16 protein-coding genes and 1 pseudogene are annotated in these 20,492 nt (G+C 66.5%); 12 read left to right on the plus strand and 5 right to left on the minus strand.

The genetic code is table 11. The features are described 5' to 3' along the window. Window positions 1–59: 59 nt before the first annotated feature. A complete protein-coding gene (locus CHINAEXTREME_RS22530; protein WP_394295297.1) occupies window positions 60–521 on the minus strand; it encodes a PH domain-containing protein in 462 nt (153 codons plus the stop codon). Between the two features lie 42 nt (window positions 522–563). Here CHINAEXTREME_RS22530 and CHINAEXTREME_RS07920 point away from each other — a divergent pair, with 42 nt between their 5' ends. The 4 genes from CHINAEXTREME_RS07920 to CHINAEXTREME_RS07935 all read left to right on the plus strand — a co-directional run bounded on the left by CHINAEXTREME_RS07920 (window position 564) and on the right by CHINAEXTREME_RS07935 (window position 6,430). Next, window positions 564–2,177 carry a methyl-accepting chemotaxis protein gene (locus CHINAEXTREME_RS07920; RefSeq protein ID WP_449289597.1) on the plus strand — a complete coding sequence of 538 codons (1,614 nt, stop codon included), beginning with the start codon at window positions 564–566 and terminating at the stop codon, window positions 2,175–2,177. 116 nt (window positions 2,178–2,293) lie between these two features. Beyond that, the gene (locus CHINAEXTREME_RS07925; RefSeq protein ID WP_076738708.1) at window positions 2,294–5,020 is read left to right on the plus strand and encodes a methyl-accepting chemotaxis protein; all 2,727 of its coding nucleotides are present in this window, start codon (window positions 2,294–2,296) and stop codon (window positions 5,018–5,020) included. A gap of 141 nt (window positions 5,021–5,161) precedes the next feature. Beyond that, entirely contained in the window at window positions 5,162–6,043 is an 882-nt protein-coding gene (locus CHINAEXTREME_RS07930; RefSeq protein WP_007140087.1) for a homoserine kinase, read from the plus strand. Between the two features lie 36 nt (window positions 6,044–6,079). Beyond that, the gene (locus tag CHINAEXTREME_RS07935; protein ID WP_007140086.1) at window positions 6,080–6,430 is read left to right on the plus strand and encodes a hypothetical protein; all 351 of its coding nucleotides are present in this window, start codon (window positions 6,080–6,082) and stop codon (window positions 6,428–6,430) included. 39 nt (window positions 6,431–6,469) lie between these two features. Here CHINAEXTREME_RS07935 and CHINAEXTREME_RS07940 read toward each other — a convergent pair whose 3' ends face one another. Together CHINAEXTREME_RS07940 and pdxS are read right to left on the minus strand one after the other, a co-directional pair. Beyond that, on the minus strand, window positions 6,470–7,606 hold the full coding sequence (locus CHINAEXTREME_RS07940) for a radical SAM protein (protein ID WP_238593368.1): 1,137 nt from the start codon (window positions 7,604–7,606) through the stop codon (window positions 6,470–6,472). A gap of 134 nt (window positions 7,607–7,740) precedes the next feature. Then, window positions 7,741–8,649: a pyridoxal 5'-phosphate synthase lyase subunit PdxS gene (gene pdxS, locus CHINAEXTREME_RS07945; protein WP_007140084.1), complete on the minus strand. Its 909-nt coding sequence runs from the start codon at window positions 8,647–8,649 to the stop codon at window positions 7,741–7,743. A gap of 452 nt (window positions 8,650–9,101) precedes the next feature. Here pdxS and CHINAEXTREME_RS07950 point away from each other — a divergent pair, with 452 nt between their 5' ends. The 7 genes and pseudogenes from CHINAEXTREME_RS07950 to CHINAEXTREME_RS07980 all read left to right on the plus strand — a co-directional run bounded on the left by CHINAEXTREME_RS07950 (window position 9,102) and on the right by CHINAEXTREME_RS07980 (window position 15,857). Then, the gene (locus CHINAEXTREME_RS07950; protein ID WP_152423877.1) at window positions 9,102–9,938 is read left to right on the plus strand and encodes an outer membrane protein assembly factor BamB family protein; all 837 of its coding nucleotides are present in this window, start codon (window positions 9,102–9,104) and stop codon (window positions 9,936–9,938) included. 245 nt (window positions 9,939–10,183) lie between these two features. Further along, window positions 10,184–10,891, plus strand: coding sequence for a DUF1405 domain-containing protein (locus CHINAEXTREME_RS07955; protein ID WP_007140082.1), 708 nt, complete (start codon window positions 10,184–10,186; stop codon window positions 10,889–10,891). Between the two features lie 94 nt (window positions 10,892–10,985). Further along, a pseudogene (locus CHINAEXTREME_RS22535) lies at window positions 10,986–11,387 on the plus strand (hypothetical protein); the annotation flags it as partial. Window positions 11,388–12,190: 803 nt separating this feature from the next. Then, a complete protein-coding gene (locus tag CHINAEXTREME_RS07965; RefSeq protein WP_007140080.1) occupies window positions 12,191–13,174 on the plus strand; it encodes an ABC transporter ATP-binding protein in 984 nt (327 codons plus the stop codon). Continuing rightward, the gene (locus CHINAEXTREME_RS07970; RefSeq protein WP_007140079.1) at window positions 13,171–13,953 is read left to right on the plus strand and encodes an ABC transporter permease; all 783 of its coding nucleotides are present in this window, start codon (window positions 13,171–13,173) and stop codon (window positions 13,951–13,953) included. The genes CHINAEXTREME_RS07965 and CHINAEXTREME_RS07970 overlap by 4 nt, the downstream gene beginning before the upstream one ends. Before the next feature lies 1 nt (window position 13,954). Beyond that, a complete protein-coding gene (locus CHINAEXTREME_RS07975; RefSeq protein ID WP_010546546.1) occupies window positions 13,955–14,737 on the plus strand; it encodes an ABC transporter permease in 783 nt (260 codons plus the stop codon). Between the two features lie 91 nt (window positions 14,738–14,828). Further along, on the plus strand, window positions 14,829–15,857 hold the full coding sequence (locus CHINAEXTREME_RS07980; protein WP_007140077.1) for a hypothetical protein: 1,029 nt from the start codon (window positions 14,829–14,831) through the stop codon (window positions 15,855–15,857). A gap of 62 nt (window positions 15,858–15,919) precedes the next feature. Here the strand turns inward: CHINAEXTREME_RS07980 and CHINAEXTREME_RS07985 are convergent, their stop codons facing one another. Further along, window positions 15,920–18,601: a valine--tRNA ligase gene (locus tag CHINAEXTREME_RS07985; protein WP_007140076.1), complete on the minus strand. Its 2,682-nt coding sequence runs from the start codon at window positions 18,599–18,601 to the stop codon at window positions 15,920–15,922. Between the two features lie 336 nt (window positions 18,602–18,937). Between CHINAEXTREME_RS07985 and CHINAEXTREME_RS07990 the strand changes: the two genes are divergently transcribed. Then, window positions 18,938–19,732 (plus strand): alpha/beta fold hydrolase, encoded by a 795-nt coding sequence (locus CHINAEXTREME_RS07990; protein ID WP_238593369.1) that lies wholly within the window; start codon window positions 18,938–18,940, stop codon window positions 19,730–19,732. A gap of 25 nt (window positions 19,733–19,757) precedes the next feature. Here CHINAEXTREME_RS07990 and CHINAEXTREME_RS07995 read toward each other — a convergent pair whose 3' ends face one another. Next, a complete protein-coding gene (locus CHINAEXTREME_RS07995; protein ID WP_007140074.1) occupies window positions 19,758–20,444 on the minus strand; it encodes a hypothetical protein in 687 nt (228 codons plus the stop codon). Window positions 20,445–20,492 lie beyond the last annotated feature (48 nt).

Here is a 20,492-nt window from a genome sequence, read left to right on the forward strand (position 1 = left end):
GATCGCTCGCGGACCTCGAGGAGCCGTGGCGTGACCACGACTTCGACGCCGAGTTCGAGTTAGACGAGGAGGTCTGGTACACGGAGTCGGCCTACGAGTCGCCGACGTTGAACGACCAGGTGATGGCGTTCGCCAGCCCGGTGCCGGACCGCGACGACCGGGTCGTCGTCGTCATCGGTACCCTCGAGTACCAGATCGAACAGCTCCATCTGGAGAACACGTCCGAATCGACGTCCATCCTCGATGCGGACGGCAACGACGTCTTCCGGGCCGACGAGGCATCGTCCGACGTCGACGACGACGCCCTCGAGGCGGCGCTTGGAGGCCGAGTGGGCCTGGTAACCGACGAGGAGACGGTCCAGGCGTACGTCCCGGTCAGCGACACGCGGTGGGTGGCGGTCTCGAGCGTCCCGACCGACGAGGCCTACGGCGTGGCCGCAAGCGTCCGGAACAACGTGTTGACGATGCTGCTGGTGAGCCTGGGCGGACTGAGCCTGGTCGGGGTCGTCCTCGGTCGACAGACGGTCGGACCGCTACGGACGCTGCAGGACCGGGCTGCGAAGATGGAATCCGGTGATCTCGAGGTCGACCTCGAGACGACTCGGATCGACGAGATCGGCCAGTTGTTCGACGGCTTCGATTCGATGCGGGTCGCCCTGCGCGACCAGATCGAGGAGGCCGAGGCCGCCCGCGAGGAGGCCGAACGCGAGCGTGAACGCGTCGAGCAGATCAACGTTCATCTCGAGGAAAAAGCCGACGAGTACAGCGACGTGATGGGAGCGGCCGCCGCCGGTGACCTGACTGCACGGATGGATACCGACAGCACCAACGAGGCGATGGCCGAGATCGCGGCCGAGTTCAACGAGATGCTCGCCGAGATCGAAGCCACGGTCGCGGGGCTGAACCGGTTCGCGACGGAGGTCGCGACCGCATCCGAGCAGGTGACCAGTTCCAGCGAGGAGGTCCGCTCGGCCTCCCGGCAGGTCTCCGAGTCGATCCAGGAGATTTCCGACGGCGCCGAGCGCCAGAACGAGTCCTTGCAGTCGGCCAACCAAGAGATGAGCGCCCTCTCGACGACGACCGAGGAGATCGCCGCCTCCTCGAACGAGGTCGCCGATCTCGCGGAGCGTACGGCCAACACCGGCGAGGACGGACAAGAACCGGCCCGCGAAGCGATCGCGGCGATGGACGAGATCGAGGTCGAGGCGGGCGACGCGGTCGCGGAGATGCGCCGCCTCGAGGAGGAGGTCCAACAGATCGACGAACTGATCGCGACGATCTCCGAGATCGCTCGCCAGACGAACATGCTGGCGCTGAACGCGAACATCGAGGCTTCGCGGTCGGCATCCGGCGAGGACGACGAAGGGTTCACGGCGGTCGCCCAGGAGGTCAAGACCCTCTCCGAGGACGTCGCCGAGGCGGCCGACGAGGCCGAGGAACGCCTCGAGGCGATCCGCGACCGGACCGAACGCTCCGCGGCGGAGGTCGAAGAGACCACGGCCGAAATCGAAGACGCCGGTCGGAAGGTTCAGGAAGCGGTCGACGCGCTCGAGGAGATCGCGGACCTGGCCGGTGAGACGAACGTCGGCGTGCAAGAGATTTCGGCGGCCACGGAAGAACAGGCCGCGTCGACCGAGGAAGTCGTCGCGATGGTCGACGACGCGGCGACGATCTCCGAGGAGACGACTGCCGAAGCGGAGAACGTCGCGGCGGCGGCCGAGGAGCAGACCTCCGCGCTGACCGAGGTTACCGAATCGGCCTCGAGCCTCTCGGAGCAGGCGGTCCAGCTTTCCGAGGCGCTCGACCGGTTCGACACCGAGGCCGAACCCGCCGACCTCGAGACGGCGGCCGGAGTCGAGGCGAGCGCCGACACCGCTTCCGGGGACGACGAGACGTCGTCCGCGACGGCAGGGTCCGGGGACGATGGCGCGGCAGTCCTCGGAGCTATCGAGGAGTCGGAGCCGGAGTCGGACCGGGAGTCGAGTCCGGCGGACGACGGCGACGCCGATCCGCTCGATCCCGTCGGCGAGTCCGCAGATCGACGCACCGACGGTGACGACGAGGCCGAAACCGGATCCCGAAGCGAAGGCCGGGCCGGAAACGGACTCGAGGACGCTGACGCCGACGGAGAAACTGACGGGGACGTGTTCACGTTCGAGGGCGACCCCGAGGAGTAACACGGCGTCGGACCCTCGGATCGTCGGCGACGGTCCGGTTTCCGCCACCGGGTAGCTATCAGCTTCGATAACTGCGTACCATAAGTTATGTAGTGACGAGACTGTCCGTGGCTATTATGAGTCTCGTCCGACGGCTAGTACCCGCAGTTATCCGCCGACGGTACGCGGTCAAGTTCGCGATCGCGTTGCTCGTTCTCGGCGTCACTGTCGGGATGATCGGGTTCGTCGCCACGGCGACGATCACCGACGAAGTCGAAGAGAGCGTCCAGGACGACCATCGAACGGCCGTCCAGCAGGAAGCACAGAGTCTACAGATGTGGCACGAACAGAACGAGCGAACGGCGTCGCTGATCGCGACCTCCGACGTGGTCGCGTCCGACGACGCCGCGGCGATCGAGAGCAGCCTCGGCGACTGGCGGCTGGAACACCGGAGCGAGGTATTCGAAATCTCGTACGTCGACACCGAGGAGCGCGAGGTCCTCGCGAGTACGGCGGATCGGTTCCGCGGCGAGTCGACCGACGCCATCGAGAGCGTCGACGACGGGGCCTACGACTCGGTCGGTGAGGACGGTACGTGGGTCTCCGAGCCGGCGCTCGTCACCGACCACAACGACGAGGTGACGCCGGTCGTCTCCTACGTCGTGGCCTCGGACGACGACCGTGCGATCGTCTATTCCGCGGACCTGGTGTCGTACATGCACAGCGTCCACGTCGACGACCACGTCACCATGATGGCGCTCTCCGGCGACGGCGCGGTGATGGCCGACAGCGAGAACCTCGGCGAGAACTACGCCACGTTCGGCCTCGAGTACGGCGACCGGTCGGTGCTCTCGCTAGCCGACGGCGAGGGCGGCGGCGCGGACGTCGTCGAGGGAACCGCCTCGGGTGCGCTCGCGGACGGCACGTACGGGTTCGACGCCGACGAGTACGTCGTCAGCGCCGCGTCGGTCGAGGGCACCGACTGGACTATCGTCTACCACGAACCGACCGAGCACGCCTATGGGTTCGTCAACGACGTCAACGAATGGGGGATGATCGCGACCGCGGTCAGCGTCCTCACGATCGGCCTGATCGGGGCCGTGCTGGGACGGAACACCTCCCGCTCGATCGACAAACTGACCCGGAAAGCAGAACGGATGGAGGAAGGCGACCTCGACGTCGATCTCGAGACGAAACGGATCGACAACATCGGCCGGCTCTACGAGGGCTTCGACTCGATGCGGGTCGCTCTGCGCGACCAGATCGAGGAGGCCGAGGCCGCCCGCGAGGAGGCCGAACGCGAGCGTGAACGCGTCGAGCAGATCAACGTTCATCTCGAGGAAAAAGCCGACGAGTACAGCGACGTGATGGGAGCGGCCGCCGCCGGTGACCTGACTGCACGGATGGATACCGACAGCACCAACGAGGCGATGGCCGAGATCGCGGCCGAGTTCAACGAGATGCTCGCCGAGATCGAAGCCACGGTCGCGGGGCTGAACCGGTTCGCGACGGAGGTCGCGACCGCATCCGAGCAGGTGACCAGTTCCAGCGAGGAGGTCCGCTCGGCCTCCCGGCAGGTCTCCGAGTCGATCCAGGAGATTTCCGACGGCGCCGAGCGCCAGAACGAGTCCTTGCAGTCGGCCAACCAAGAGATGAGCGCCCTCTCGACGACGACCGAGGAGATCGCCGCCTCCTCGAACGAGGTCGCCGATCTCGCGGAGCGTACGGCCAACACCGGCGAGGACGGACAAGAACCGGCCCGCGAAGCGATCGCGGCGATGGACGAGATCGAGGTCGAGGCGGGCGACGCGGTCGCGGAGATGCGCCGCCTCGAGGAGGAGGTCCAACAGATCGACGAACTGATCGCGACGATCTCCGAGATCGCTCGCCAGACGAACATGCTGGCGCTGAACGCGAACATCGAGGCTTCGCGGTCGGCATCCGGCGAGGACGACGAAGGGTTCACGGCGGTCGCCCAGGAGGTCAAGACCCTCTCCGAGGACGTCGCCGAGGCGGCCGACGAGGCCGAGGAACGCCTCGAGGCGATCCGCGACCGGACCGAACGCTCCGCGGCGGAGGTCGAAGAGACCACGGCCGAAATCGAAGACGCCGGTCGGAAGGTCCAGGAAGCGGTCGACGCGCTCGAGGAAATCACGGATCTGGCCGGCGACACGAACGTCGGCGTCCAGGAAATCTCGGCGGCGACCCAGCAGCAGGCCGCGTCGACTCAGGAGGTCGTCGCGATGGTCGACGACGCGGCGACGATCTCCGAGGAGACGACTGCCGAAGCGGAGAACGTCGCGGCGGCGGCCGAGGAACAGACCTCCGCGCTGACCGAGGTTACCCAGTCGGCCTCGAGCCTCTCGGAGCAGGCGGTCCAGCTTTCCGAGGCGCTCGACCGGTTCGACACCGAGGCCGAACCGGAGGACCTCGCCTCGGACGTCGCCGTCGACGTCGGCGAGTTCGCGACGAACGTGGTCGTCGAGGCCGAAGGTGAGGACGCGGCAGAGACCGAGGTCGACGACACGCCGGCCGAGATCAGCGCCGACGAGATCCTCGGCCTCGAGACGGAGGGTGACGCGGAAGCAGACGTCGAAACCGACGACGGGACGGAGCCGATCGCGTTCGACGACGAGGCGCCGTCCGACGCCGCAGATCCGCTCTCCCCGGTCGACGAGGAGGCGAGCGACTCCGCGGCCGTGACGGACGCCGGCGGCGCGGACCCACTCGCGCCGACCGGTTCCGACGGCGAGGCCGACGACGAGAGCGAAACCGAACACGACGACGTATTCACGTTCGGTGAAGGCGAGGACGAAAGCGAGGGCGAAAGTAAGGACGAGGACCCAACCGACGACTCCGAGTAACGCCAGCCGATTTCTCGTTCCCCTCTGCGGTTTTCCCGATGAGCCGTGCTACCGGCGTCACAGTCGACATCGTGTCGACGCGGTCGACTCGAGTGCCACTCGTTCGCTACCTTTTTCCCTGCCGTCTGGAAAGGAATCCGCATGCTCACCGTGCGGGCCCCGGCGACGAGCGCGAACCTCGGGAGCGGTTTCGACGTCTTCGGCGTCGCGCTCGGGAGGCCCGCCGACGTGGTTCGGGTCGAACGCGCCCCGGAGACGGCGATCACCGTTACCGGAGCCGGCAGTCAGTACATCCCGGAAGACCCGGCGAAGAACACCGTCGGTGCGGTCGCCGACGCGCTCGACGCTCCGGCGCGCATTCGGATCGACAAGGGGGTCAGACCCTCGTCGGGGCTCGGCTCCTCCGCCTCGAGCGCCGCCGCCGCGGCCGTGGCCCTCAACGAACTCTACGATCGCGGCCTCTCCCGGAGGGAACTGGTTCCGATCGCCGCCGAGGGCGAGGCGCTGGTCTCCGGCGAGGCCCACGCGGACAACGTGGCGCCGTCGCTGCTGGGCGGCTTCACGGTCGTCACCGACGATGGCGTTACCCAGATCGACGCCTCGATCCCGGTCGTCGCCTGTCTCCCCGACATGGCCGTCTCTACGCGTGACGCCCGCGAAGTCGTCCCCGAACGCGCCCATATGAGCGACGTCGTCGACACCGTCGGCAGCGCGGCGACCCTGACGATCGGGATGGCCCGGAACGATCCCGAACTCGTCGGGCGCGGGATGGAAGACGAGATCGTTACGCCCGAACGCAGCGCACTCATCGACGGCTACGACCGCGTCCGCGAGGCCGCCTTCGAGGCCGGCGCGACCGGCGTCACGGTAAGCGGCGCGGGGCCGGGCGTGCTCGCGACCTGTTACCGGTCGGATCGACGGGCGGTCGCCGCGGCGATGGTCGAGGCCTTCGACGCGGTCGGCGTCGACAGCCGGGCATACCAGACCGTCGTCGGGGACGGCGCGCGGCTCTACACGGAGTAACCCGTTACTGTTACTGTTCCTGGTCGTATTACTGCGATGGGACGGCGTACCGACGGACTCCTCGCTGCGGTCGTACTCCTCGTGCTTTCGAGTGCGTTCGTCGCCAGCGACGCGCAGGTCTCGATCCCGGCGTTCGTCGCCGGTTGTCTCGTCGTGCTCGTGCTCGAGGCCGCGATGGCTCCGCACGCGGATACGGTTCGCCGGTGGTGGGCTCGGCCCGCAGTCAGGCTCGTCTCGCTCGCCGTCGCGATAGTGCTCGTGATCGGCGGGGCGCTCGTCTCGCCGACCCCGTTCCTTTCGGCCGGGATCGGCGCGACGGCCGCGTATCTCCTTCTGCTCGGACTGATCGCGGCTGGCGTCGTTCAGCCGGTCGCCGAGTGGTTCTGACGCTACCCTACCCTCCCCGCTTCGGGCCGGTTCGGACGGCTACAGCGACTCGAGTGCTCCGGGTTTGGATTCCCCCGCGACCTCGAACTCGAACTCGTACTCGTACTCGTACTCGTGTTCCGTCGCCGCCCACGGACAGAGCGGGTCGCTTTCGGTCGGGTCGCCGGTCGCCGCGTAGGCACGGGAGCGGGAGCCGCCACAGGTTTCGACCGCCGGGCACTCGCCGCAGGGCCCGGTGAACGACGATCGGTCCCGTAACCGTTGCATGAGGTCTGACTCGCGGTAGATCGACACCAGGGGCTCCTCGCGGACGTTGCCCGCGGATAGCGGCATGAACCCCGACGGGTAGACCTCCCCCGTCGCGCTGACGAAGACGAATCCGTTGCCCGCACCCGTCGTGCCGACGGCGGCGTCTTCACCGCGTAATTCGTTCGCGACGCGTCTGTAGAACGGTGCTTCGACGGTGATGATCCGATAGGGACGCATCTCGTTCTGTCGGTACAACCAGCCCGCGACCGCCCCGGCCCGCTCGGGCTCGAGTTGGGCCAGTTCGATGCCGCGGCCGACCGGCACGAGGAAGAACACCTCCCACATCACCGCACCCAGGTCCGCCACGAGGTCGGCGATCTCGGGTAGTTCGGCCACCGTATCGGCCGTGACGGTCGTGTTGACCTGAATCGAGAGTCCCAGTTCTCGAGCCCGCTTTGCCGCCCGGATCGCCGTCTCGAAGGTTCCCGACTCGCCGCGGAAGGCGTCGTGGCTCTCGGCCGAAGCGCCGTCGAGGCTCACCGCGATCCGGCTCACACCCGCATCTGCGAGTCGCTCGAGCGTCCCGTCCTCGAGATTCGGCGTGGTCGCGGGCGTTACGGCCGGCGTGATGCCTGCCTCTCGCGCACCCTCGATGAGGTCGTACAGGTCGGGTCGCTCGAGCGGGTCGCCCCCCGAGAGGACCACTATCGGGGTTCGCTCGCCGAAGTCGGCGATCCCTTCGAACAGTGCGATCCCTTCCTCGGTGTCGAGTTCGTTCGGATCGCGATCCGGCGTCGCGTCGGCCCGGCAGTGGTCGCAGGCGAGTTCGCAGGCCTGTGTGAGTTCCCAGGTGACCACGAGCGGGGTCCGATCGTACTGCCGTCCGGGACCGCTGGTGGCGTGACCGCTAGTGGCGTGATCAGTCATACCGACCGGTTGTCAGCACGGCAGGGAAACGGGGACGGTGTATTATTCAGCCGCTTTTAGGAGCGAGCGGCGGACCGGTCGATGTCCGCTTTCGGCTCGGCTATCGATTTCGGTTGGAACGGGAGAGATCTCGTTCAGACGCCGCGATCCTGCATCTGCTCTTCTTCGGGCAGGTCGACGTTCGCGTCGCCTTTCATCCCCTTGCCGAGGTTCTTCGAGATTTCGGCGAGCGCCTCGGGGTCGTCCCAGTTGTTGACGGCCTCGACGATCGCTTCGCCCATCGCGGGCGGGTTCTCCGCGCCGAAGATGCCGCTGCCGACGAAGATGCCGTCGCACTCGTGGTGCATCATGAGCGCGGCGTCGGCGGGCGTCGCGATGCCGCCGGCGGCGAAGTTCACAACGGGGAGTCGTCCCATCTCGGCGGTTTCGTGGACCAGTTCCGCGGGGGCCTCGATCTCGCGGGCGTAGGCCTCGCGCTCCTCGTGGGTCATCCCCTCGATCTTGCGGATCGCGCTCTTGATCGAACGCTGGTGGTGGACGGCCTGGTTGACGTCACCGGTGCCGGCCTCGCCCTTGGTGCGGATCATCGCCGCGCCCTCGTCGATCCGGCGCAGCGCTTCGCCGAGGTTGCGAGCGCCACAGACGAACGGCGCGGTAAAGTCGCGCTTGTCGATGTGGTAGGCGTCGTCCGCCGGGGTGAGCACCTCGGACTCGTCGATCATATCGACGCCGACCGCCTCGAGGATCTGGGCCTCCTTCGTGTGGCCGATACGGGCCTTCCCCATTACCGGGATCGAGACGGAGTTGACGATCTCCGCGACGTCCGCGGGGTCGGCCATCCGTGCGACGCCGCCACGCTTGCGGATGTCCGCCGGGACTGCCTCGAGGGCCATCACTGCGACCGCGCCGGCCTCCTCGGCGATGCGAGCCTGTTCGGGGTTGACGACGTCCATGATGACGCCGCCTTTCTGCATCCGGGCGAACCCCCGCTTGACGAGGTCGGTCCCGCGTCGTAGCTCCTCGAGATCGGTGGTATCTGCCATACTGCGCGGTTAGGAGCCATCGCACTTACGCGTGTCCTTTACGGATAATAGGCCATATGGTCGGCTGTTAGTATTCTCTTCGATCTTGTCTATAATACAGTGGGGGAATCTAACGATAGTTAGGGACGGAAACTAATTGCAGAAGGTAATAGCAGAAGACCATAATTTAAATTTGCGGTTGAATAATAAGTTGATGAAATAATATGTCTGCGGGAAACGATACGCGACGTGCGTTTCTTTCGTCCAGTGGCGCTATTTTGTTCAGTGGGTGTAGCGTATTAGACTATCGGACCGATTCAGGGTCGTCGTACACAGAACTAGCCGAAAAATGGTCGGCCGACCAAGAGCTCGGCATCACGACTTCGCCGTGCGTATCGAATGACCGTATTTACGTTTCTACCAGAGGGCGTCTGAAATCCATACCGATAGGATCGGACAGCTACCCGGAAACGGTGTTCGAGACGGGGATAACGGCAACTCCGGCAATAGCTGGCGACACGATCGTCCTTCCCACGTTCGAAGGCAATGGGATGCTGTACGCGGTTGGTTCGGATGGAGACATCGATTGGCAATGCGATCTCCCGGGTGGTCGACCGTTCGCTCCGGTACTCTCCGATGACGACCTATTCATCAAATCGAGATCGGCAGTAACAGCACTATCGTATCAGCAGCAAACCGTCGAATGGTCGGTCGACACACCGCGGTATCCAGCCACTAGCGGTGGTCGCTGGGCCGATCTGTCACCTGCCGTAACCGAGGATCACGTCTATGTTCCCCGCAAAGACGGACTGCAGTGTCTCGAGCGAGCGACCGGCGACGAGATCTGGCACGAGCGAACGGACCCGGTCGCGACGACGCCAGCCGTTGCTGACGGGAAGGTCTACGCTCCGACGATAGGGGACGGGGTCGTCGCAATGGACGCCGACACCGGTACCATCGAATGGACGACTGAGACGTTCGAGTGTTGGACGACGCCCGTCGTCGACGACGGCGTGGTCTACACACCGGCCCGGTTCGATCTCGTCGCGCTCGACGCCGACAGCGGTGACGAGCAGTGGCGGTATACCGATCCTGGACTCGGCGGGCGGAGTTACACGAACCTCACACTGGTCGACGATCTGCTCGTTGCTGGTTCGACCGGCTACGCGGTGGTCACCGTCTCGACCGACGGGACTGTTCAGGCGATTGCTGACGGTTCGTCGACGGAGTTCTCACACGTCATCGAAGACGGCACAGTCTACGTCGCAACGTGTGACGGAATCAGTGCCTACAGCCTCGAAAGCGAGTGATCCAGTTGGACCACACTCCGACCTCGAGAACCGCTGTGTCTACTGGTCTATCGATCCCGGCGGGTCGTCTCACTGTCTCGTCGACGGCCGTCGCTTGAGTGGGTCGCGGACGGCGGGAACGGTGACAGCGAACGAGAACGAGAACGACAACGGGAACGAAAGTGCGTGCGCAAGCGACATCTGGAACGGGAACAGGAGCCGCCAACCGCTACTGTTTTGCGACTGTCGTCCGTTCCGACGGGTAGATGGTGTTGACCACGTCGCTTCCCGATCGTGACCCCCTGCCGACGTATCTGGCACCGGTACCGAAGGTCCTCGAGGATCTCGGACTCCGCTTTGCCTGGCTCGTCGTCGCGATCAACCTCGGGGGGACGGCCTTCGGCTTCTGGTACTACTCCGGGCAGCTGGCCGACACCGCCCTCGTCATGTGGCCGTGGGTGCCCGATAGCCCGCTGGCGACGCTGTTTATCGCCCTTGCGATCGCCGCCTGGAAACTCGGCCACGAACAGCCCTGGCTCACGTCGCTTGCCTTCTTCGGGAACGTCATCCTGGGGCTGTGGACGCCGTACACGTTGCTCGCCTTCTCCGACGCTTACGGCTACCTCCATCCGCTGATGTTCCAGTTTCTCTTCTGGAGCCACCTCGCGATGGTCGTCCAGGCCTACGTCCTCCATCGGATCTCCGACTTCCCCGTCTGGGGGATCGCGGTCGCACTCGTCTGGTACGGCAGCAACCTGATCGTCGACTACTTCGTCCCGGTCGTCGGCGAGCCACACCACACGTTCATCCCCGTTCCCCGCGACGCGCCGATGTTCCTCGGTGCCGACGCGCTCGGGGTCGTCGCCGCCGGCGAGGTGACGTTCGCGATGCTCGCGCTCTTTCTCGCGCTCGCGACCCGGATCAAGAAGTGCGAACTCGGACGGGTTCGGTCGGACGGCACGGCCACGCAGTGACCTCCCTCGAGTGGACATCTCACTCGCAGTGGTAGTTACCGATCTTGCGGGTTGGGATATGGTTTATATGACTCGCCGCTCACGAGCACGCAAGATGCGACTCGATGCACGGCGCGAAAACGGACAACGGGTGATCGAGGGCTGGAACCGCGTCTTCGAGGCGCTCGCCGCCGAACCGCGGCGCCAACTCGTCGTTTCGCTGCTCGACGCGTCGCCGGACGCGACGGTTCCGCTGCCGGAAAGCGCGGTCAATCCGAACGTACCCACCGACCCCGAGGTCCTTCGGCGGGAGTTGCACCACCAGCACCTCCCGATGCTCGCCGACGGCGGGTTCGTCGAGTGGGACGCGGACCCGCTGGTCGCCGCCCGCGGCCCGAACTTCGACCAGGTCGCCGCCGTCATCGAGTCGCTACAGGCCTCGGCGACGTCCGTCCCCGACTCGCTGGTGATCGGCTGCCAGCGCCTCGAGGCGGAGCGCCAGGAGGTGTTCGCCGATCGGACGCCGGGTGTCGAGGGTGAGAGGCGGCGGGACGGGCGGTCAGCCCCGGTGGGCGACGGACCTGGGGATCGGAGTCGGGCGCGGGACCGCCGCATCGGCATCGGCCACCGAACTGGTTCAGGCGTCGGGCTGTGGGTCCGACCGTCACTTACGCCCCGCCCGCGGAACGAGCAGTCTTCCCCTCGACGCGAACCGGCCGACAGAGCGGGATCACAAGCCAGCGCCGGCGGCCGCGCTCGGGACGACTCGAGTCCGTGCTGCCCGTCGGTTTCGATGCGGCGGCCGTCGACCGCCGGTCGCTACGTCGAGTCCGATGAATAGCGGACCGAATCGGACCGTTCGGTCCTCGAGTTCGGACGTCCGGACCCTGTAGTGGTCCTTCGTAGGCGTAGACCCAATCGCTTTCGTGGCCGAGAATTTGGTGCGTCGCGTCACATTCCTCGAGGAGCCGTCGACGCGGTCGCCGTCGTCGATTCCGGCGTTGTCGGCGGTGACGGTCCAGGTGTGGCTCCCGCCGGGGTCGACGTTCTCGTTCACCGTGCCTCTCTCCGAGAACGACGGTCGGTGGCTCGAGCCCGGTGGATCGAGTTCGTGTCCGCCCGCTACTCCGGCTACCCCGTTGCGGGTGATTTTGCGGTCGACCCGGGACAGTCTGCTAATCCAGCCATCATTTTATGATCCGTCGCGGCGTCCGTAGAGTCACTGATCGCTGCGGGCGGCTGTGAGTGTGAGTCACCGTTCCCGGCCATCGATCCGACTCGAGTTCACAGTCCGACCGGAAACCCGGAGGCACCCGATCCATGCGTCCCCAGACCGACGCCGACGATCCTGCGGCCGAGACCGGCTCCGCGACCGAATCCGACCCGGAGAGCGCTCGAGAGGCCCCCGTCATCAGCATCGACGATCTCACGAAGCGGTACGGCGACGTCACCGCCAACGACGGCGTCACCTTCGACGTCGGAGCGGGCGAGATATTCGGCTACCTCGGCCCGAACGGGGCGGGAAAGACGACGACGATTCGGTTACTCCTCGGACTCATCAAACCGACCGCCGGAACGGCGACCGTTCTCGGCGCGGACGTCCGGGATCGACGGGCGCTCACCGAGGTGAAATCCGACGTCGGCTACCTCCCGGACACGCTCGGGTTCGAGGACCGACTGACCGGGCGCCAGGCGCTCGATTACTTCGCGCGGATGCGGGGCGACGAGCGACGCGAGGAGTTGCTGGAACTGTTTCGTCCGCCACTCGACAAGCGGATCGAAACCTACTCCTCGGGGAACCGGCGGATGCTCGGGATCGTTCAGGCGTTCATGCACGATCCGCAACTCGCGATCCTGGACGAACCCACGTCCGGGCTGGACCCGCTCAAACAGGACCGAATGCACGCATTTCTCGAGGCGGAACGCGACGCGGGGAAGACGATCTTCTTCTCGTCGCACGTCCTGAGCGAGGTCCAGCGCGTCTGTGATCGCGTCGGGATCATCCGGGACGGGGAACTGGTCGCCCTCGAGGACATCGACGACTTGCTCGAACGCGGCGGGAAGGACGTTCGAGTGGAACTGGCGGAGTCAGTCGACGAGGACGCGTTCGTCACGTCGGAGATGATCGACGTCGAGTCCGTCGAGGGAACGGTCCGTTTCACCTACACCGGCGAGGCCGGCGCGCTCCTGGAGCACCTCGTCCGGTTCGACGTCGTCGACGTCGAGATCGGGGACCCACAACTCGACGACATCTTCAAACACTACTACGGGGACGAACGGGACCCGCTCCCGGGGGACGGATGACCGCCGTCCTGCGCGTCGAATCTCGAAAACTGTTTCGCAGCACGCTTGTACTGACCGGGCTGCTCGCCCTGCTCTCGGCGTTTTTCCTCCTCGTCTTCCCGAGCATCCAGGAGGAGGCGGAACTCGTCGAGCAGGTGTACCCGGCGTACATGCTCGAGTTACTCGGCATCGAGGAACTCCACACGATCGAGGGGTTCGCCGGCGGCTACATCTTCCCGTTCGCCTGGGTGCTCCTCGGCGGGATCTACTTCGCGTACGTCAGTGCAGGCACGATCTCCCGGGACGTCCGGACGCGGCGGATGGATCTCACGCTCTCGAACCCGGTCTCCCGTGAGTCGGTCGTCCTCCAGAAGGTCGCCGCGCTGTGGGTCCCCCTGGCAGGACTGACGATCGGATTGGCGGTCGTGTTGTTCGCCGGCGCGACGCTTCTGGGGGAGCCGTTCGATCCCGTCCCGCTCGCGATGGTCCACCTGCTCGGCGTGCCCTACCTCCTGGTCTGTGCCGCTATCGGGACCGTCCTGTCGGTCACCCTCGACCGCGTCGAAACCGCACAGGCCGCGGCACTGGTACTCGTGTTTTCCCTCTGGCTGGTCGACGATCTCTCGCACATGAGCCCCGATTTCGAGTGGGTCGGGGACCTCACGCCGAGCCGGTACTACGATCCGTCGGCGATCCTCGTCCACGAGGAGTACGCATTCGGAGACGCGGGCATCCTCCTCGCGGCCTTCCTCGTCCTGCTGGCCGTCGCCGTCCTGATCTTCACGCGGAGGGATATCTGAGATGACGGCCGTGCTCCGACTCGAGTCCAGAAAGCGCGTCCGTGGCTCGGCGATCCTGCTCGTCGTCTTCGTTCTGCTGTCGGCGCTGTACTTCTCGATGTTCCCCGGCATTCAGGAGGAGATGGATGCGTTCGAGGAGGCGTTCCCCGAGTACATGTTCGACCTCTTCGGGATCGAAGCGCTCCACACGATCGAAGGGTTCGTCGCCGCCGAACTCTACGCCTTCTTCTGGTCGCTGCTGCTCGCGATCTACTTCGCGTACGTCGGGGCCGGCCTGATCGCGGGCGACGTGCAGGACCGGCGGATGGACCTCACGCTCTCGAATCCGGTCTCGCGGGAGTCGGTCGTCCTCCAGAAGGTCGCCGCGCTGTGGGTCCCGGTGGTCGCGCTGAACGTCGGCGTGCCGATCGTCGTCTACGTTGCCGCACTCGCCATCGGCGAGTCGTTCGATCCGGTCGCCCTCGCGATGGTCCACCTGCTGTCGATACCCTACCTGTTGGTCTGTGCCGGGATCGGGCTCGTGCTCTCGGTGTTCGTCGATCACGTCCGGATCGCCAGGGGGACGGCCCTGGTGCTCGTCTTCCTGCTGTGGCTCGTCGACGGCGTCTCGAGGCTGGATCCCGACTACGAGTGGATCGGCGACCTCACGCCGAGCCGGTACTACGACGAGACGGCGATCCTCGTCCACGAGGAGTACGCCGTCGGCGACGCCGGAATCCTCCTCGCCGCGTTTCTCGTGCTGGTCGCGGTCTCGGTCGTGATCTTTACCCGCCGGGACATTTGACGGTCACCCCCACTTCGACGCGGTGCTGACCGTCAGTCGAAACCGAAGGAAGGCCCCGCCTATATCGGGGTCGGCGGTGTGGCACACGGCTATGACACCGAGCCGACGGGATCTCCTCGAGTTCGCCGGAGCGATGGGAGTCGCGACGGTCTCCGCCGTCGGAACCGCCGGGGTACTGGCCTCCGGCGTGACGGCTCAGGAAGACAGTACCGACGACACCGACGACGTCCCCGAGTACAGCCGGTGGCTCACCCTCGAGGACGACGCTCTCGAGTTCGTCTCCGTCGACTGGACGAGCGTCGGCGACGACCTCCGGGCGGAACTCCAGGCGGGCCAACCGGACGAGGAAGTGCCGCCGGAGTTCGAGGCGGATCCGATGGTCGCACCCGTCTCGGAGGCCCTGCTCTCGGCGTACTTCTACGTCGGGCTGGATCTCGCCCGGTACAGGATCGGCCGGATCCTCGAGGAGGAGGCGTTCGACTCGACCGTCGAGGAGCTACTGTTGACCGATCGGGCGTTCGTCGCGACCGGTGACATCGACCCCGACGAGGTCGACGCGCGCGTCACCGCCGAGGCGGAGGCCGACTTCCTCCGGCAACTCGAGCGCACGGACGAGATCGGCGAGTACGGCGTTTACACGCCGGTCGATCCGGGGAACGACGCGGCGATCGCCGTCGGAGCGGACGCGATCCTCGCCAGTGAGGCGCGCCCGGCCGTCGACGATCCCTCGGGCGCGCTCGAGACCGCAATCGGGGCTGCCGCCGGCGAGATCGATCGGGCGACGGACGACTCCGAGACGGTCGCGTGGCTGCTCGAGGCCGCGGGGGACGGCGACGTAGCCGTCGGGCGGTACGGCGATCCGCTCGACGATTCGGGCGACGGACTCGCCGACGTCGAGTTCGAGTACGACGAACTCGAGGGCGCGGCGGGGATCGTCTCCTCGTTCGAAGTGGAAGACGAGGGGACGGCTACCGGCGATTTCGCGGCCGTGCTCGACGATCCTGACGAGGCCGCGCTCGAGGCGATACTCGGCGCTTCGGGGGAGGACCGATCGCTCGAGGTCGACGGCGACCGCGTGACCGCGACGGCGACCTGGCGGGAGGAACTGGTGATCAACTGATCGGCTTCCGTACTCGTTTCCGTCGGGAAGGGAATCGGAACGAACTGAGGGGCCAGGGGACGTTACTCGACGATGACGACCGCCGACTCCGTCTCGAGCATCTCGCCCTCGCCGGAGTAGGTCCGCTCACGTTCGACCTCGAACAGGTCCTCGGCGAGTTCTTCGCCGGCGACGCGGAGGACGCCGTCCTCACGGTCGAGTTCGTAGTCGCCGCTCTCGATGCCGGCGTCGATCTCGCCGACCTTCTCGCCGTACTGCGGGCCGACCTGCGAGTAGTCGAGGTCGATCGAGGCGACCTGGGTGGTGATCTCCGGCTGATCCGAGAGCACCTCGAGGTCCGCGACGTGCATCACGTTCGCGATCGCGTCCGCGAAGCCGTCGACCTCGCCGTAGACGGCGACGGCCTCGAGGTCGGCGTTCAGCGGCAACTGGTTCTCGCTCTTGTAGCGACGCAGTGCCGAGATGACCTCCATCGCCGTCTCGCCGGCCTCGAGGTCGGCGTCGTACCCCTGCGGTTCGGGCCAGTCGCGGAGGTGGATGCTGGTCTCCTCGAGGCTGCCGTCTCCGGTATAAACGGCCTGCCAGATTTCCTCCGTGACGTGGGGGAGGAACGGTGCCCACAGTTCGAGGAAGGTTCGGTGGGCCGTCCGCAGCGCGTACTGGGTCGACGGGTTGTCCTCGCGTTCCTTGGCGATCTCGAGGTAGTCGTCACAGAAGGTGTTCCAGAAGAACGTCCGCAGCCGGTCGCGGGCCTTCGCGAACTCGTAGGCCTCGAGTTGGGCCGTCAGCTCCTCGGTGGCGTCGTCGAGTTCCGCGAGCAGCCAGCGGTCGATCGGCTCGAGTTCCTCGGGTTCGTCGGGCTCGCGCGGCGCGAGGGTGTTGACGAGCTTGGAGGCGTTCCAGAGCTTCCGCAGGAGCTTCTCGCCCGCGGTGAGGTCCTTCTCCTGGTACGGGAAGTCGTCGCCGACCGCGGCGCTTGCCGCCCAGAAGCGGACGGCGTCGACGGGGTACTCCGCGAGCACCTCGTCGGGCGCGACGATGTTGCCCCGGGATTTGGACATCTTCTCGCGGTTCTCGTCCAACACGTGGCCGTTGATCATCGTCGCGTCGAACGGCACCTCGCCGGTGTGCTCGTAGCACTTGACGACGGTGTGGAACAGCCAGAACGAGATGATGTCGTGGCCCTGCGGGCGCAGATCGAACGGGTAGAGTTCCGGCTTCGACATGGTGAACTCCTCGGCGTCTTCGTCCCAGTCCCAGCCGGCGTTGATCAGCGGGGTCAGCGACGACGTGGCCCACGTGTCGAAGACGTCCTCCTCGGCGACGAACTCGTCGCCGCCACACTCGGGACAGGTCTCGACCGGCGGCTCGTCCGAGAGGGGATCGACGGGCAGGTCCTCCTTCTCTGCGATGATCTCGTGATCGCAGTCCTCGCAGTACCAGACCGGGAACGGGATCCCCGAGTCGCGCTGGCGCGAGATCAGCCAGTCCCACTCCAGCCCCTCGATCCAGTGTTTGTACCGGGTGAACATCTTCTCCGGGTACCAGTCCATCTCCCGGCCGGCCTCGAGGTACTCCTCCTTGTGATCGAGGATCTCGACGTACCACTGCTTGGAGACGCGGAACTCGACGGGCGTGTCACACCGTTCGTGGACCTGCACGGTGTGGGTGATCGATTCGCGGTCCCGCAGGTAGCCCGCGTCGTCCAGATCCTCGACGATGGCCTCGCGGGCCTCGTCGGTGGACATGCCCTCGTAGTCGCCGGCGAGGTCGGTCATCGTCCCCGACTCGTCGATCGCCACGCGGAGCGGGAGGTCGTGGGCCTGGTACCACTCGATGTCCTTCTGGTCGCCGAAGGTACAGCACATCACGACGCCGCTGCCTTTCTCCATGTCGACGCGGTCGTCGGCGATGATCGGCACCTCGTGGCCGAAGATCGGGATGCGTGCGGTCTCGCCGACCAGGTCCTGGTTCTCGTCGTCGTCGGGATGGACGAAGACGGAGACACAGGCCGGGATCAGTTCCGGGCGGGTCGTCGAGATGACGAACTCGTCGCGGGGGGCGTCCCCGGTGAGTTCGAACGCGATGTCGTTGAAGTGGGCGCCCTTCTCCATGTCCTCCATCTCGACCTGCGAGATCGCCGTCTCGCACTCGGGACACCAGATCGCGGGCGCCTTCTGGCGGTACTCCCGGCCCTGCTCGTAGAGGTCGATGAACGAGAGCTGGGAGACCCGCTGGACGCGGGGTTCGATCGTCTTGTAGGTGTTCCCCCAGTCGATCGAACAGCCGAGTCCCTGCATCTTCTCCGTGAACTCGGCCTCGTACTCCTGGCAGACCTCGCGACAGAGTTGCTGGAACTCGCGGCGTTCGTAGTCTTGGTGGCGGATGTCGAGTTCCTTCTCGGTCAGTCGCTCGGAGGCGATCCCGTTGTCGTCGTAGCCGAACGGAAAGAGGACGTCGCCGTCGTGCATCCGCTGGAAGCGCGCGGCGAAGTCCTGTAGCGTGTGGCCGTAGAGGTGGCCCATGTGGAGGCTGCCCGACACCGTCGGCGGCGGCGTATCGATGGCGTAGACGGTGTTTGGGTCCTTCTCGGGGTCACTCTCGTAGGCGTAGACCTCCTCGTCGACCCAGCGCCGCTGCCAGCGCTCCTCGACGGCTTCGGGGTCGTACCCGCCCTCGAGGGTCGGCTCGTCCTCGGAGGCCGGCTGCCGTTCCCCTTCTCCGTCGGGTGCGTCCGTGCTCATGCTCTCACCGCCCGTAGCGGGCGTCGTCGGTGCGTCGGTCGCGGGAGCGTCGGTCGTCCGTGTCGATGATCCATAGCTGGTACTGGCCGTTGCTCGGTGAAATTCGGTCGGGGACAATACATCCGTCGAAACGGGGTAGGGAATGCGGGGCTACGGGGCCCCTACGAACACGCCACGCGGACCGTCGAAGCGGCCCGTCCGGACCGCGACGGAGCGGATCATACCGGGAAATGACGGCGGGCTCCGTGTTAGGTGTTTCGCGTTCGCTGGCCCCGTCTCTCGAGTTCGTCCTGCCGGCAGCACCACTAAGGAGGGCGTTCCCGTACTGACGTCGGTATGAACCGATGGACTTCGATGGCGACCGAATCCGGCCGGGGCGTCGACGTCGCCGGCCCGCCCGAAGCGCAGTCGATCGTGCTCGCCCACGGGGCGATGTTCACGCGGAAGATGTGGGGGCCACAGCGGGACGCGCTGGCCGAGGAGTTCCGCGTCGTCGCGCCCGACCTCCCCGGGCACGGGGACCGGTCCGGCGAGTCGTTCGACCTCGAGCGCGGGATCGCGGTGCTCGACGACGCGATCGAGTCGTACGCCGGCGGGAGCGCCGTCCTCGTGGGGCTGTCGCTCGGCGGCTACCTGGTGACCGAGTACGCGAGCCGCTACCCCGCGAAGGTCGACGGCCTCGTCGTCGTCGGGAGCAGCGCCAACCCGGTCCGGGGGCTGAACCTCGCGACGCGGCTCACCGGCGCCGTCGTGCGGCTGGCGACGCGCAGCGACCTCGTCGAGCGGGCGGCCCAGCGACTCGGCAAGCGGTGGGTTCGAAACCGGGACCTCTCGCCGGAGCACGAACGGGAAATCCTCGAGTCGGGCATCTTCCCGCGGGAGTTCGGCACGCCAGGCCCGGACATCGCCGGGCGGAACGCCCGGGCGAAACTGGAGTCGTATCCGGGGCCGGTGCTCGTGGTCAACGGGGAGCGCGACGCGCTCATGCGCCGCGGCGAACGGGAGCACGCGGCGGCCTCGGGCGGGGACGTGGTCGTCCTCCGGGACGCCGGCCACATCTGCAACCTCCATCGCCCGGAGGCGTTCACCGACGTCGTGCGGCGGTTCGTTCGCGACCTCGACGGGCGCTGATCGACCTCCCGGGGTACGTCGCCGGTTAGTCCCCGCCGTCGTCGCCCCCGTCACTGTTCTCCTCGCCCTCCACCTCCACTTCCAACTCGATGACCGCCCGCGAGTCGGTCTCCCGTCTGACCTCCCCCTCGAGGTACGTCGCCAGTCGCTCGAGGAACTGGTCGTCGACGCCCTCGGCGTCCGTCCCGACCAGCGAGATCGATTCGTGGCGTGCAGGATCGTCATCGCCGCGCATGATCAGCGAGAACAGTTCGCGGGGTGTCACGGGGTCGCCCGCTTCGAGGCGCTCGACGACGCCCTCCAAGGGCGTCTCGCTCGTCATCTCGACGTCGAACGTGACGTCGACGGAGACGTTCGCGTCCGCCCGTCTGGCCGCGGCGGCCTCCTCGGAGGCCCTGACGGCCGGAACGAGCACCTCGTCGAACTCGAGGCCCTGCTCCTTCGTGCCGACGTAGGCGAACGCGACCATCGCGCGGAGCCCGTCCAGCATTGCCTGGTCGGTGTGGACGTCGTCGAAGACCTGTCGTCGATCCTTCTCCGCAAGGGTATGCAAGAGGAGATCGAAGTCGAGGATTGCGTTCTCGACGCGGCGCCGGATGCGCGCTTCGGCGTTCCGGCGGCTCTGTTCGTGGCTCATCGTCGTTTCGCCGAGCAGGTACGACCGGTCGGCCGACGAGAGGACGCCACGGTCGCGGTCCGGGTCGGTGTTCATAATCGGATTCGGATTATGCGTAGTCCTTTGAGGGCGAAGGGTTATCAG

Source organism: Halobiforma lacisalsi AJ5 (assembly GCF_000226975.2).
GTDB lineage: Archaea > Halobacteriota > Halobacteria > Halobacteriales > Natrialbaceae > Natronobacterium > Natronobacterium lacisalsi.